Here is a 14,617-nt window from a genome sequence, read left to right as displayed (position 1 = left end):
TTATGAATGCCGTACCCGTTACCCCGGGTGCGCGGCCTCTGGCTGTGCGCGCCCACAACATTCGTCGTCATGCCCTGCGCATGGGCCAGGTGCAAGGCCAGGGTTACATCGGCCAGGCGCTGGGCGCCGCTGACCTGCTGGCGGTGGCCTACTTCCACGCCCTGCGCATGGACCCGGCCAATCCTGAATGGGAACAGCGCGACCGGTTCTACCTGTCTATCGGCCACTACGCCATCGCCCTCTACGCAGCGCTGATCGAGGCCGGCGTGATTGCCGAGGACGAACTGGAAACCTACGGCAGTGACGACAGCCGCCTGCCGATGTCGGGCATGGCCACCTACACCCCGGGCATGGAAATAACCGGCGGCTCCCTTGGCCAGGGCCTGGGCATTGCCGTCGGCGCGTGCCTTGGGCTCAAGCGCAAGGGCTCGGACAGCTGGGTCTACAACCTGTTGTCCGATGGCGAACTGAACGAGGGTTCGACTTGGGAAGCGGTGATGTCCGCTAGCCACTGGAAACTGGACAACCTGATCGCCATCGTCGACGTCAACAACCAGCAGGCCGACGGCCATTGCCAGGAGGTCCTGGGTTTTGAGCCCATCGTCGAGCGCTGGCAGGCCTTTGGCTGGTATGTGCAGCGGGTCGATGGCAACGACCTCGATGCGCTGGTCCAGGCCTTCGACCAGGCCCGTGCGCACACCGCTGCGCAGCCGCGGGTGATCATCTGTGACACGCGCATGGGCAAAGGCGTGCCGTTTCTGGAAAACCGCGACAAGACCCACTTCATCCGCGTCGACGAAAACGAATGGGCGCTTGCCCTGCAAGCACTGGACTCCGGGAGCCAAGCATGAACAGCCAGACCACCGGCAAAAAACGCCTGACCACCTCGGCGATGATCGCCTCCATTGCCGCCGAGGGCCAACCCACCCGGCCGGCGCCGTTCGGCCATGCCCTGGCCGCGCTGGCCGCGCAGCGCCAGGACATCGTCGGGCTCAGCGCCGACCTGTCCAAGTACACCGACCTGCACATCTTCGCCAAGGCGCACCCGGAGCGTTTCTACCAGATGGGCATGGCCGAACAGCTGCTGATGAGCGCAGCCGCGGGCATGGCCCGCGAAGGCATGACCCCGTTTGCCACCACCTATGCGGTATTCGCCTCGCGCCGGGCCTATGACTTCATCTGCATGGCAATTGCCGAAGAGAACCTCAACGTCAAGATCGTCTGCGGCCTGCCGGGCCTGACCACCGGCTACGGCCCCAGCCACCAGGCCACCGATGACCTGGCGATCATGCGCGCCATGCCCAACCTGATGATCGTCGACCCGTGCGACGCACTGGAGATCGAACAGGCGGTGCCGGCCATCGCAGCGCATCAGGGGCCGGTCTACATGCGCCTGTTGCGCGGCAATGTGCCGCTGGTACTGGATCGCTATGACTACAAGTTCCAACTGGGCAAGGCGCAGGTGCTGCGTGGCGGGCGTGATGTGCTGGTGATCGCCAGCGGGCTGATGACCATGCGCGCCCTGGAGGCGGCGGACCTGCTGCACAAGGATGGCGTGGATGTGTCGGTGCTGCACGTGCCGACCATCAAGCCGCTGGACGAAGCGACGATCATTGCCGAGGCGCGCAAGTCTGGGCGCCTGGTGGTCACGGCCGAGAACCACTCGATTGTCGGCGGCCTGGGGGAAGCTGTGGCCGGTGTGTTGCTGCGCAACGGCGTGACCCCGACCTTCCGCCAGATCGCCCTGCCCGACGCCTTCCTTGATGCCGGCGCGCTGCCGACGCTGCACGATCGTTATGGGATCTCCACCGAGGCGGTGGTGCAGCAGATCAAGGGTTGGCTGTGATTGAGTAATCCAGGGCTGCTTTGCAGCCCATCGCGGCACAAGGCCGCTCCTACATCGCCCGCGTTGCGCATAGAACCGCGGCAGCGCGGGAGATTCCATGGTTTTTGCGCAAGCTTGTGGTGGACTCATCGCAGGCCCTGCTAACCCGCAACATTGCTGGTTGGAACCAATCCTTTGGGAAATGATAGCGAGTTGTGGCGAGCGGGCTTGTCCCGCGTTGGGCTGCGCAGCAGCCCCTTGGGTTTTCAGGACTGCTGCGCAGCCCAACGCGGGACAAGCCCGCTCGCCACATCGAAATCACCAACCATCAGCAGGCCTTCCTCAAAACCCGACCGTCGCCGAGACCAGCCAGGTACGCGGCGTCGACAGGGTCATCCCGGTAGCCGTCCCCTCCGGCACGTTAGCCGACGCCCAGTAGGTTTTGTCCAAGACATTCTCCACACTGGCGCGCAATGTCACGTCCTTGTCGCCCAACTTCAGCGCATAGCGCGCCCCAAGGTCGTAACGCTGCCACGCATCGAGCTTCTGGGTGTTGGCAACGTCCAGGTACTGGCTGCCGGTATGGATCATCCGCGCAGTCAAGGTCAGCCCCTGCACCGCCGGCAAATCCCATTCAACGCCCAGGTTGGCATTGACGATTGGCGCGCCCACCGCCCGCTTGCCGTCGTTGATGCCCCCGTTGGTGCGCGTCTGCGTGGCGTCGAGCAGCATGGCGCCGCCCAGCACCCGCACGCCATCCAGCGGTTCACCAAACAGGTTCAGCTCCACCCCTTGGTTGCGCTGCTCACCATCGTCGCGCAAGAAGTTCTGGCTGTCGGTGTAGTACATCGGCCGCTCGATGCGGAACACGCTGAGCGTGGTGCTGAAACGGCCCATGTCATATTTGGCACCCACTTCAAGCTGCTTGCTGCGAAACGGTGCGAATATTTCGCCCTGATTCGCGGTGGTTTCCCCGGCGGTCTGCCCTTGGGTCAGGCCTTCCATGTAGTTCATGTACAGCGACAACTGCTCGGTGGTGCGCCACACCAGGCCCATGGCCGGTGAGGTTGCGCGTTCGTCGTAACCCGGCTTGGGTTTGCCGGCCGTGGTGCTGTCCACCTCGACCCGCTGCAGGCGTACACCCAAGGTCAGCAGCACAGTGTCGTCGGCAAAGCTCAGGGTATCGGCCAGGGCTGCGCTGGAAAGCACGGTTTCGGTGTGGGTAGGGTCGTCCGGGTCGGTCACGCGGGCTGGGGCCGGCAGCGTGACCGGGTCGTACAGGTTGCTGACCCCGGAGGCGTAGCTGGCGCCGGTGTTGTCAAAGGTCAGCTCGAAGCGGTTCAGGCTCATGTTCAGGGTGTGGCCGACAGCCCCGGTGTTGAACCAGCTACGCGCGCCCACAGTGGCGGTGCGTACATCTTCCTCGCGCTGGAATGCCCGCGGAGTCACGCTGAAACGCCCCGCATCGTTGCTCAGCACCACGGCGTGACGCATGAAATCGTAGTCGCCCTTGCGGGCGCCCACCGCGCCGTAGACCATCCAGTTGTCGCTGACATCGTATTCGCCACGCAAGGCGCCGAAAGTGTCCTTGGCCCGCGCGTAGGTCCAGGGCTGGGCAAAGTTGTGGTGGACGTCCTTGGCATCCGGGACCTTCAAGCCACGGGCCAGGCCCACGCGTTCCATGGTGCCATCGACATCTCGCTCCTGTCGGCCGACATCCAGCGACAGCCGGGTACGCTCGCCGCGCACATCAAAGCCCAACACCGCTGCTTCACGCTCCAGGCTTTGATGGTCCCATTCGGTGTCGCCGGACTGGCGCAAGGCATTCAGGCGCAGGCCAAAGCGCTGGTCTTCGCCAAAACGCCGCCCCACATCGAGGTGCCCGCCACCTTGGCCGGTCGAGGCGTACAGCGCGGTGAACTCCGTCAGGGGCGTGTCACCCGCGCGCTTGGGCTCGATGTTCACCCCACCGCCCACGCTGCCGTTGGGCGCCAGGCCGCCGAGCAAGGCGCCGGGGCCTTTGAGAATGTCCACCCGCTCGACCATTTCCATGTCGATCGAGTAGGTCGGCAGCACGCCATACAGCCCGCCGTAGGCGACGTCACTGTTGTAGAGGCTGAAGCCGCGTACCGAAAACTGCTCGAAGCGCCCGCCCGATGGGTTGGTGGTGCGCACCGAGGGGTCGTTGGCCACGGCATCGGCCAGGGTCCGCGCCTGCTGGTTCTGCAGGGCTTCGCTGGTGTACGAAGTCATGTTGAACGGCGTCTCCATGAAGTCGCGCTCCCCCAGCAGGCCCTGGTTGCCACGCCGGGCCACCTGGCCGCCGGCATAGGCATCGCTGGCAAGACCGACACCTTCGCCATTGATGGTTGTGCTAGGCAACTCATGGGCGCCGTCGGCAGGCTGTGCCTGGCGCATCAGGGTGTAGCTGCCCTGCCCGGCAGGTACCAATTGCAAGCCCGAGCCTTGCAGCAGCGTCTGAAAGCCCTCTTCCACGGCAAAGTCACCGCGCAGGCCAGTGCTGCTGCGCCCTGCTACCAACGCCGGGTCCACCGACAGGCTGACCCCGGCCTGGCCAGCGAAACGGGTCAGCGCGCTGGCCAGGCTGCCGGCGGGCACATCGAAGCGGCGCTGGCTGGCATCCTCGGCCCAGACGGTACCTGGCAGTCCCAGGGCGATCACTAGCAATGGCGTGGACAGGGGGCGAAAAAGCGTGGGCAGGGACATCCGGAATGCTCTTGTTGAGGAAGTTATGCCCTGAATGACAAGCGAGTTGGAAAAAGGGGACGGGGGTTGCGGATTTTTTTGCCGGTGATCTGCACCGGCCTCATCGCAGGCTGTCGCCAGCTCCCACCAAGACTGCGCCGGACTGCGAAATCGGTGCCTGACTCAAACCCTGTGGGAGCTGGCGACAGCCTGCGATGAGGCCAGTGCGGAACTGCGCAAAATCATTGGGCCTCCCAAGCTGCCCAGCGATTGCGGGTTACGAGGCCACGCGCTCAGGATCGGGCGCCAGCGACACCCAATAGCGCGTGCGGTAACTCACCTGCAACGGCAAACTGGCGGCCAACAGGGCGAAGATGCGATCGGTGTCATCCAACTGGAACGTGCCCGTAACCCGCAACCGCTCCAGCGCCGGGTCCCAGCGCAGCAGGCCAGCCCGGTACCGGCGCAGCTCGCGCAGCAGTTCGCCCAACGGCTGGTTGTCGGCCATCAGCAAGCCCTGTTGCCAGCCGGGCACCAAGGCATCGAACGCCTCGGTAGCGCGTATACCACCTGCGGAAAATTGGCCCCGCTGGCCAGCCGCCAGGCGCCTGCTGTGCCCTGCCTGCGGCACCAGTTCGACCTCGCCGCGGCTGACCGAAACCACACACAACCCCGCGTCCAGCCGCACGCAGAAATTCGCCCCCCAAGACCGCACCAGGCCTTGGCCGGTATGTACCTGCAAAGGCCCCCTGCCCTGCACCGCAATCTCACCCTCAAGCAGCTGCAAAACATGGCGGCCCTGCTCGAAATCAAGGTTCACGGCAGTGGCGGTGTTCAGTTGCAGATAGCTGCCATCGGGCAGCGTCAGGCCGCGACGCTCGCCGGTAGCGGTGCGCAAGTCGGCGCGCCAGTTGGCCACCGGCAGTTGCCGGTAACCCAACCAGGCGAGCGGCGCCAAGCTGCCCAACGCCAGCGCCTGGCCAAGCAGCCGGCGGCGGTCGAGCATGGGCCGGTCAAGGCAGGCGGCGGCCAGCGGCGCGGGCACCTCGGCAAAGCGTTGGCGGAGCATTTCGGCCTTTTGCCACAGCGCCTCATGGGCCGCGCTGCGCTGGCGCCAACGGCCCAGCTCGGCGGCCTGCTCGGCGCTGAAGGCCCCGCTATCCTGCAGCGCCAGCCACTGCGCCGCTTCGCGGGCCAGTTGCCGGGCGGACGAGGCGCCGCTCAAAGGTCCACCAGCAGGCAGTGCTCGTAGGCCTGGGCCATGTAGCGTTTGACCGTCCGCTCGCTGACCTGCAGCCGCTCGGCAATGCAGGCGTAACCCAGGCCTTCGAGTTGCGACCAGAGAAACGCCCGGCGCACGGGGCGCGGCAGGCCGTCGAGCAGCTCATCGAGGGCCTGCAAGGTTTCCAGCAGCAGCCAGCGTTGCTCAGGCGACGGCACCTGCGCCTCGGGCAGGTTGGCCAACGCTTCCAGATAGGCCCGCTCAAGGTCACGGCGTTGGTAATGGTTGACCAGCAAGCGCCGGCCGACCGTCAGCAGATACGCCCTCGGCTCGCGCAGGCTGGGCAAGGTGCGCGCCTGCTGAGCCGCGAGCACGCGTAAGAACGTATCCTGGGTCAGGTCGGCGGCAGCCCAGCTGTCGCCCAAACGCCGCTGCAGCCAGCTTTGCAGCCAGCTACGGTGTTCGCGATAGAGGGCATCGACCGGGGTATTACTGGCCGCGCAAGGGTTGGTCATCAGGAAGGCACACGCGCTTGACGTAAATGCGACTGATTCTAATTTGTTGTCGCGCGTGTGCCAAGTGGGCTCAGAGCGCGACGCCTGGCATCAAGTCGTAAGGGTGCTGCCACCCCTTGAGCGCTTTGATTCGGCCCTTCCAGGCCTCGATGTGGACGAACTCCTCCAGCGCAATGCCAGTGTCTTCAGGCATGAAAACGTAGCCTGCCAGCGACAGGTCGGCGATGGTCAAACGCCCACCGACCATGAAAGGCGTGTTTGCCAGATGGGCATCGACGATGCGATAGGCGGCCGTGGCCCGCTCGCGCAGGAAGCGGGTAACGTCGGTTTCACCGGATTCTTTGAGGCAATAGATAAAGCGCAGCGCCGCGTAGTAGGCGGTGAACTTGTGGTTGTCGAACAGCATCCAGCGCCAGATTTCGCGTTTTTCTGCCGCATCGCGCGCGCCGAACTGGCCGGTGTGTTCGGCCAGGTACTCAAGAATCAGCGCGGATTGGGTCAAGGTCTGGCCGGCATGTTCGAGCACCGGCACCTCACCCTGCTCGTTGACCTGCTCGCGCCAGCTCTGCTCGCGGGTCTGGCCGTTGAAGAAATCGACGAACACCGGATCCCAGTCCTGTTCCGTCAGTTCAAGCATCAGGGCTGCCTTGTAGGCGTTACCCGATTCAGCGAAGCAATGCAGTTTGAACTCGGACATGGATCTTCATCTTCCTTTGAAGGCTCATTCGGTTTTAGTGCAGCCATGCCAGCAGACCACGTCGGGTGTTAAAGGGTCAATGCAGGCTTGGCGCAATAAAACCGAAACGCCCCCAGGCTTTACAGCAGTGTCGCGCGCAATGTGCGGGCTGCGGCAACCATGTTCACCAACGCAGCCTCCGTCTCAGGCCAGGCCCGGGTCTTGAGGCCGCAGTCAGGGTTGACCCACAAGCGCTCGGCTGGAATGCGCTGCGCTGCCTTGGTCAGCAGCTTGACCATGTCGTCCTTGCTCGGCACCCGTGGCGAGTGGATGTCATACACCCCTGGGCCAATCTCGTTGGGGTAGTCGAACTTCTCGAACGCCTCCAAGAGCTCCATGTCCGAGCGCGAGGTTTCGATGGTGATCACGTCCGCATCCATGGCGGCGATGGACTCGATCACATCGTTGAATTCGCTGTAGCACATGTGCGTGTGAATCTGGGTTTCGTCACGCACCCCCGAGGCGCACAGGCGGAAGGCTTCGGTGGCCCACTCAAGGTAGGCTGGCCACGCGCTGCGACGCAGCGGCAGGCCCTCGCGAAACGCCGCTTCGTCGATCTGCACGATACGGATGCCGGCGGCCTCAAGGTCCACCACCTCGTCGCGAATCGCCAGGGCCAGTTGCCGGGCTTGCACCTCACGGCTCACATCCTCGCGCGGGAAGGACCACATCAGCATGGTTACTGGCCCCGTCAGCATGCCTTTCATGACTTTGTCGGTCAGGCCTTGGGCGTAGCGGATCCACTCTACGGTCATCGCGTTCGGGCGGCTCAGGTCGCCGAAGATCAGCGCAGGCTTGACGCAGCGCGAGCCGTAGCTCTGCACCCAGCCAAAGCGGGTGAACGCATAGCCATCGAGTTGCTCGGCGAAGTACTCGACCATGTCGTTACGCTCGGCCTCGCCATGCACCAGCACGTCCAGCCCCAGGTCTTGCTGAATCTTGACGGCGTGGCGGATCTCGCTGTGCATCGCCTCGGTGTAGTCGCCCAGGGTCAGCTTGCCTTGCTTGAACGCCTGGCGCGCCAGGCGAATCGCCGTGGTCTGCGGGAACGAGCCAATGGTGGTGGTCGGGAAGGCAGGCAGGTTCAGGCCGGCGCGCTGCTTGGCGATGCGTTGGGCGAAGGCCGAGTTGCGCTGGCTGTCAGCCGGCTTGATGGCAGCCACGCGCGCTTGCACGGCAGGCTTGTGAATGCGCGGCGACGCCGCACGGCTAGCCTGGACGGCGCGGCTGCGGGCAAGCGCTGCCAGTACATCGGGCGCTTCAGGCTGATTGACGGCTTTGGCCAGCACGGCAACCTCCTGGCACTTCTGCACGGCAAAGGCCAGCCAGCTTTGCAGTTCGGCATCAAGCTTGTCTTCGCGGGCCAGATCCACCGGGCTGTGCAGCAATGAGCAGGACGGCGCCACCCACAGCCGCTCGCCCAGGCGCTCGGCGGCGTGGCGCAGCACATCGGCGGCCTTTTCCAGGTCACAGGCCCAGATGCTGCGGCCATTGACCAGGCCCAGCGACAGCACTTTGTAGGCCGGCAGCCGGTCGAGAATGGTCGGGTACTGCTCAGGCGCACGCACCAGGTCGATATGCAGGCCATCGACCGGCAGATTGGCGGCCAGGCCAAGGTTCTCTTCGAGCCCGCAAAAGTAGGTGGCGATCAGCTTTTTCAGCGGCGCACGCTGCAGGATGTTGTAGGCTCGCTCGAAGGCGTTCTTCCAGTCCTGCGGCAGGTCGAGTACCAGAATCGGCTCATCGATCTGCACCCACTCCACACCCTGGGTTGCCAGGCGGTTGAAGATTTCGTCGTACAGCGCCAGCAGGCGGTCGAGCAATTCGAGCTTGTCGAAGCCCGCACCTTTGCTCTTGCCCAGCCACAGGTAGGTCAGCGGGCCAATGATCACCGGCTTCACCGCATGGCCCAAGGCATGGGCTTCGTCGACCTCTTCGAAAAGTTGCTCCCAGCTCAGGGCGAAGTGCTGATCGGCGCTGAATTCTGGCACCAGGTAGTGGTAGTTGGTATCGAACCACTTGGTCATTTCCTGCGCATGGGCGCCGCCACAGCAACCGTCGGTGTCGTTGGCCCCACGGGCCATGTCGAACAAGGTTTGCAGCGTCGGCTTGGCGCCTTCGGGGCGTTGGAAGCGTTGCGGCACCACGCCGAAGGTCAACGAATGGGTCAGCACCTGGTCGTACCAGGCAAAGTCACCAACCGGCAGCAGCTCGATGCCGGCGTCCTTCTGCGCCTGCCAGTGGCTTGCCCGCAGTTCACGGCCAACCTGGCGCAAACCAGCTTCGTCCAGTTCACCCTTCCAGAAGGCCTCAAGGGCTTTTTTCAGTTCGCGGTCGGCGCCAATACGTGGGAAACCGAGGTTGTGTGCCAGTGCCATGTTGTTCTGTCGCTCCATCGAGTCATTCAATGGCGACCATTCTCTGCAAAGCTTTCTAATGAGACAAACTCATATTATTTGATAGCAATCGTAGTTTTGCTCATGTTCAAGCGCAGTGTTGCAAATCGCATCTTGCTATCCTGTCGCCCATCCCCTGATCAATCCGGAGACCTTGATGCTTGGCGCCTTTGAACGACGGCTAGACCCCTTCCCACCCGACGAGGCCCCGCCGCCGCCCATGGGGCTGTTTCGCTTCCTGTGGGCCTGCACCCGCGGAGCGCGCGGCTATATCCTCGCCTTTGCGCTGCTGAGTGCTGCGGTGTCGGTGTACGAGGCCTGGCTGTTCGCCTTTCTCGGCCAGGTAGTCGACCTGCTGTCCACCTGGCAGGCCGGCGGCGCGGCCGATGGCCAGGAGCAGCGGGTGCTGTGGGGCATCGGTATCGTGCTGGTAGTCAGCATTGCCCTGGTTGCATTGCGCACCATGGTTCAGCACCAGGTGCTGGCGATCAACCTGCCGCTGCGTCTGCGCTGGGACTTCCACCGCTTGATGCTGCGCCAGAGCCTGTCGTTCTTCTCCGACGAGTTCTCCGGGCGCGTCACCACCAAGGTGATGCAGACGGCGCTGGGCGTGCGTGAAGTGCTGTTCACGATGATCGAGATCATTCCGGGCATCGGCGTGTATTTCATTGCCATCATTGCCTTGGCCGGCGGCTTTGCGCTCAAACTGATGCTGCCGTTTCTTGCCTGGCTGGCGCTGTTCGGCCTGGCCATGCTGTATTTCGTGCCGCGCCTGGGCAAGGTCGGCCAGGAGCAGGCCCACGCGCGCTCGTCGATGACCGGGCGTATTTCTGACGCCTACACCAACATCACCACGGTGAAGCTGTTCTCCCACTCAAGGCGCGAGGCGCATTTCGCCCGCGCGGCCATGGAAGACTTCAAGCTCACCGGCTTTCGCCAGATGCGCCTGGTCAGCCAGTTCGAAATCGTCAACCAGGCGCTGGTGGTGGGCCTGATCATGGGCGCCGGCGGCTACGCCTTGTGGCTGTGGCACCAGGGCCAGGTCGGCACCGGTGCGGTGGCGGCAATCACTGCCATGGCCCTGCGCATCAACGGCATGTCGCACTGGATCATGTGGCAGATGACTTCGCTGTTCGAAAGCATCGGCACCGTGCAGGACGGCATGCAGACCCTCACCCGCGGCCCCAAGGTGCAGGACAAGCCAGACGCAGCCTTGCTCGAAACCCGTGGCGGGGCCGTGCAGTTCGACAACGTGAGCTTCAACTACAACGGTGAGCGCCAGGTGCTCGATGGCCTTTCGCTGACTATTCGCGCTGGCGAAAAGGTCGGGCTGGTGGGCCGTTCAGGCGCTGGCAAGTCGACGCTGATCAACCTGCTGCTGCGTTTCTACGACGTTGACAGCGGCAGTATTCGCATCGACGGGCAGAACATTGCCGACGTCACCCAGGACAGCCTGCGCAGCGCTATCGGCATGGTCACCCAGGACACCTCGCTGCTGCACCGCTCGATCCGCGACAACATCGCCTACGGCCGCCCCGACGCCACCGATGCGCAGATCCAGCGCGCCGCCGCCAACGCTCAGGCCGATGGGTTTATCAACCAGCTCAGCGACAAACAGGGCCACAGCGGCTACGACACCTTGGTCGGTGAGCGCGGCATCAAGCTTTCCGGTGGCCAGCGCCAGCGCATCGCCATTGCCCGGGTAATGCTCAAGAACGCGCCGATTCTGCTGCTGGACGAAGCCACCAGTGCGCTGGATTCGGAGGTCGAAGTGGCGATCCAGGAGAGCCTGGACGAAATGATGCAAGGCAAGACGGTGATCGCCATCGCCCACCGGCTGTCGACCATCGCCGCCATGGACCGGCTGATCGTCATGGATGAAGGGCGCATCATCGAGCAAGGCACCCATGCCGAACTGCTGGGCCGCAATGGTACTTATGCGCGGCTGTGGCAGCACCAGAGTGGTGGGTTTCTGGGCGAGGACCAAGGGGTGGTTGAGGGCGTTGAATAGCGGTGTATTCGGACTTCACAGATCTTTGTAGGAGCGGCCGCGTGCCGCTCCTACAAGCGGTGGCTTACTTGAATAGCCCACGCAACCACGTCCACAAACCCGGTTCCGGCTCGCCGTTGATCTGCCTGCGATGCCGCTGCCAGTCTTTCCAGCAGTCCTCGGGCACGACATCGACGTAACCCAGTTCGTGGACCATCTCCACGCCGGCCGAAAACGGCACGGTCATGCACATGGCCTTGTTGCACAATTGGATCACTTCCGCTTCCACAAGCGGTGCGCCCTTTTCCTGTTCGGCGCGCTGGAGCACAACCCTGAGCGGGGGTACGAACACAATGCAGGGGTGGTTGTCGGGGATCATGAGTCCTTTCACTTATTGGCGGCGTTGAACAACCATCGCAGCAGCAATGGCGCAAACGGGCGATGTTGGCGTGGCGCCTGTTCCCCGTCAAGCAAGCAACGCTCGCTTCAAATCACTTTCAACGCCCGACCAATAAACTTCACCGGCCCAGTCGGCCTTCCAGTTGGCGAGCCACCTGCTTTCTCCAGGGTGAGCTCGAACAGCTGGTTCGGCTCCAGGGGCGGCAAATCCTGCTGCGGTACCCGATACTGCTGCGCAGGTTTGACCAACCCCAGCGATACCGGCGCCCGCCACTGCTCGCCCTTGGTCCAGAACTGCAACACCATGCCTTCGGGCACCTGGTCCTGGCCCAGCGGAATCAGCTCGATGTTGCGCGCATCACTGGCTTGCACGACCCAGCCGGCGGCATTGTCACCAGGCGCCACCAGCACCACCAGATAACGCGGCGCCGGAGCTTGCTGGGTGAGCAGCAAACCCGCCAGCAGCAGGCTGGCAGCAAGCCCTGCGGCGCTTGCGCCCTGCCACAGCGCCAGGCGCTGCCACCAAGGCGTGCGCGGCACCTGCTGCTGATGGCCGAGGCTGCGCTCGATACGGCTCCACAGCCGCGGGCTGGGGGGCTGCGGCGCGGCATGCTCGGCAAGCGGCAACAAACGCTGCTCCCAGGCATCGACAGCGGCCTGCAACGCAGGGTCGTGGGCCAGGCGTTGCACTACCTCGGCCTGCTCGTCAGCCGCCAAGGTGCCCAGCACATACTCGCCCGCAAGCGTCTGCAACGCTTCGGGGTCTTTGCTTGCAGAACCCTGGTTCATGCCATGCACTCGCGCAGGGCCTGCAGACTACGCTTGATCCAGGCTTTGACCGTACCTAGCGGCGCGCCCAGCAAACCGGCGATCTCAGCGTGGCTGCAACCATCGACATAGGCATGCAGGATGCAGCGCTGGGGCGCCGGTTGCAGTTGCTCGACGCAGCGGTTTATGCGCGCAGAGCCCGTCCACAACTGAGGCTCGTCAAAGCCTGCGAAAAGACTGGCCACAGCCGTTACCTCGTGGTCATCCAATGGCGTTTCACGCCGGGTGTCGCGTACAAAGTTCAGCGCCAGGTGGCGGGTGATGCTGTAGACCCAGCCTCGTGCCGAACCGCGCGCTGGGTCAAAACTGGCGGCGCCCGTCCAGATGCGGATGAACGCATCGTGCAGAATGTCTTCGGCGGTGGCGTGATCCCGGGCGATACGCCGTGCAACGCCAAGCAGACGCGCGCCCTCGTGGTCATAAAGTGCCTGCAACGCTCGCCGGTCGCCCTGCGCGCAGGCAGCCAGGCATACCTGGAAATCAAATGGGGGGGCCGGCAGGTTCAATACGCGCACACTCCTTGGGCGGCAACTGATGCCCCGGCGGTTGCGCCGGGGCATGCCGAGGAGCGTAGATGATTAATCAGCGCGCAGTGGCCAACGCCGTCACTTGGCCGCCCAGAACACGTAGTCAGCCTGATACTTGACCACCTGCTGCGTCCCCTTGCTCTGCGCTGTGCAGCCGCTCGCGGGTGCTACCCCGCCCTTGGTCGCCAGGCGCTGGATGTAGCTTACGCCCTGCATCGCGCCCTTGCCCTCGGCCGGGTTGGCCTTGACCAGTTGGTACGGCAAGTCGGCCTTGGCCGCAGGCGCTACGGCCAGCTGCGTGCCGGTGACCTTCGAGCCGTCCTTGGCCTGCCAAGTGGCAGGCGGGCCGAAGTAATCGCCCACGGCCTTGCCGCTGCGGTCGTTGAGCACGGCTTTGGGGCCGACGAAGACCCATTCGGTCTGGCCGGGCATATTGGCCTTGTCGCGGCATTCGTAGGTGATCTCACCGACCCCGACGGTTTCCAGCATGATCTTGTGCCCTTCCGGTACTTTGACCGCATCCGGCACGGCGGCCTGGGCGTGGGCGCTTTGCTGGGCGAGCGCAACGAGCAAACCGGTAGCGAGCAGGTATGGGGCGAATGTGCGGGTCATCGCGAAACTCCTGGCAAGTTAGGGTGAGGCGGTAATACACCGCCTGACTATCACTACCCGCCAGCAGCCCAACTGGATGCAAAAAAGTTTTCGGGCTGCGCAATCAGCTGTTGCCGGCCTCTACCACCGCGCGTGCACGGCCCAGGCAATTGGTCAGGTGCAGGCGCATCGCCGCGCGCGCAGCGTCGGCGTCCTTGCGGGCAATCGCGCTGTATACCTGCTCACGTTCGCGCACCTGCATGGCATCACCTAACGCCGGCACCGCCTGCTCACCCGCCGCCACCAGGGTATTGCCCAGGTGGGTCATGCTGTCGATGAAGAAGCTGTTACCCGTGCACTGGGCTATTTGCAGATGAAACGCAAAGTCGGTGCGGGTGCAAGGCGCTTGCTGCGGGTCGTGGGCCTGATCGAGCGCGGCGCGCATGGCCTGCAACTGTTCGGCGCCAGCACGCTGGGCAGCGATGGCCGCCGCTTCCACTTCCAGGCACAGGCGCAGTTCGATGATGGCCACGGCGTTATAAGCGCTGCCTTTGCCGGGGCTGGCGGCCTGAAAATCGCCGGCCGGAATGGCGTCGACCACAAAGGTGCCGATACCGCGCCGGGTTTCCACCAGCCCTTCTGCCTGCAGCCGTGACATGGCTTCGCGAACCACCGTGCGGCTGACCCCTCGCGCCTTGGAAAAGGCATCTTCGGTGGGCAGCTTGGTGCCCGCTGGCAGCTCGCCGGCAAGGATCTGCTGCGACAGGTCGTGGACAAGCTGCTGGGCGAGATTAAGACGTCTATCGGGGGTCGCTGCTGGCATTGCAAAAGGCCATCGATACAGGAAGATGCTCGATTATACCCGCAGCTTTACGCAAAAAA

The 14,617-nt window shown here is 64.0% G+C and carries 13 protein-coding genes; 3 read left to right on the top strand and 10 right to left on the bottom strand.

Annotated elements, in window-relative coordinates; translation table 11 throughout:
• Positions 1-2: 2 nt before the first annotated feature.
• Positions 3-851: a transketolase gene (locus HU719_RS19995; RefSeq protein ID WP_186537376.1), complete on the top strand. Its 849-nt coding sequence runs from the start codon at positions 3-5 to the stop codon at positions 849-851.
• Positions 848-1,846 carry a transketolase family protein gene (locus tag HU719_RS19990; RefSeq protein ID WP_186523205.1) on the top strand — a complete coding sequence of 333 codons (999 nt, stop codon included), beginning with the start codon at positions 848-850 and terminating at the stop codon, positions 1,844-1,846. The genes HU719_RS19995 and HU719_RS19990 overlap by 4 nt, the downstream gene beginning before the upstream one ends.
• Before the next feature lie 321 nt (positions 1,847-2,167).
• On the opposite strand, the gene HU719_RS19985 is transcribed toward HU719_RS19990, so the two are convergent.
• The 5 genes from HU719_RS19985 to metE all read right to left on the bottom strand — a co-directional run bounded on the left by HU719_RS19985 (position 2,168) and on the right by metE (position 9,382).
• Entirely contained in the window at positions 2,168-4,552 is a 2,385-nt protein-coding gene (locus HU719_RS19985; RefSeq protein WP_186536593.1) for a TonB-dependent receptor, read from the bottom strand.
• Between the two features lie 256 nt (positions 4,553-4,808).
• Entirely contained in the window at positions 4,809-5,756 is a 948-nt protein-coding gene (locus tag HU719_RS19980) for a FecR domain-containing protein (RefSeq protein WP_186536592.1), read from the bottom strand.
• Positions 5,753-6,268: a sigma-70 family RNA polymerase sigma factor gene (locus tag HU719_RS19975; RefSeq protein ID WP_186536591.1), complete on the bottom strand. Its 516-nt coding sequence runs from the start codon at positions 6,266-6,268 to the stop codon at positions 5,753-5,755. Before HU719_RS19975 ends, HU719_RS19980 begins: the two co-directional genes overlap by 4 nt.
• 70 nt (positions 6,269-6,338) lie before the next feature.
• Positions 6,339-6,965, bottom strand: coding sequence for a glutathione S-transferase family protein (locus HU719_RS19970; RefSeq protein WP_186536590.1), 627 nt, complete (start codon positions 6,963-6,965; stop codon positions 6,339-6,341).
• A 119-nt stretch (positions 6,966-7,084) separates the two neighbouring features.
• The gene (gene metE / locus HU719_RS19965) at positions 7,085-9,382 is read right to left on the bottom strand and encodes a 5-methyltetrahydropteroyltriglutamate--homocysteine S-methyltransferase (RefSeq protein WP_186536589.1); all 2,298 of its coding nucleotides are present in this window, start codon (positions 9,380-9,382) and stop codon (positions 7,085-7,087) included.
• 175 nt (positions 9,383-9,557) lie between these two features.
• Here metE and HU719_RS19960 point away from each other — a divergent pair, with 175 nt between their 5' ends.
• Complete coding sequence (locus tag HU719_RS19960; protein WP_186536588.1) at positions 9,558-11,411, top strand: ABC transporter ATP-binding protein; 1,854 nt, start codon at positions 9,558-9,560, stop codon at positions 11,409-11,411.
• A 64-nt stretch (positions 11,412-11,475) separates the two neighbouring features.
• On the opposite strand, the gene HU719_RS19955 is transcribed toward HU719_RS19960, so the two are convergent.
• From HU719_RS19955 to HU719_RS19935, 5 genes are all read right to left on the bottom strand, one after another.
• Positions 11,476-11,769, bottom strand: a complete 294-nt coding sequence (locus HU719_RS19955) for a hypothetical protein (RefSeq protein WP_186520726.1) — start codon at positions 11,767-11,769, stop codon at positions 11,476-11,478.
• 107 nt (positions 11,770-11,876) lie between these two features.
• Positions 11,877-12,578 (bottom strand): anti-sigma factor, encoded by a 702-nt coding sequence (locus tag HU719_RS19950; RefSeq protein WP_186536587.1) that lies wholly within the window; start codon positions 12,576-12,578, stop codon positions 11,877-11,879.
• Positions 12,575-13,123, bottom strand: a complete 549-nt coding sequence (locus HU719_RS19945) for a sigma-70 family RNA polymerase sigma factor (RefSeq protein WP_186536586.1) — start codon at positions 13,121-13,123, stop codon at positions 12,575-12,577. Before HU719_RS19945 ends, HU719_RS19950 begins: the two co-directional genes overlap by 4 nt.
• Positions 13,124-13,222: 99 nt before the next feature.
• Complete coding sequence (locus HU719_RS19940) at positions 13,223-13,756, bottom strand: DUF3455 domain-containing protein (RefSeq protein WP_186536585.1); 534 nt, start codon at positions 13,754-13,756, stop codon at positions 13,223-13,225.
• Between the two features lie 103 nt (positions 13,757-13,859).
• Complete coding sequence (locus tag HU719_RS19935; RefSeq protein ID WP_186536584.1) at positions 13,860-14,558, bottom strand: FadR/GntR family transcriptional regulator; 699 nt, start codon at positions 14,556-14,558, stop codon at positions 13,860-13,862.
• Positions 14,559-14,617 lie beyond the last annotated feature (59 nt).

The organism is Pseudomonas farsensis, assembly GCF_014268805.2.
Taxonomy (GTDB): Bacteria; Pseudomonadota; Gammaproteobacteria; order Pseudomonadales; family Pseudomonadaceae; genus Aquipseudomonas; species Aquipseudomonas farsensis.
Note: the sequence above shows the minus strand (reverse complement) of the source record. Positions and strands in the feature narration are given on the sequence as shown.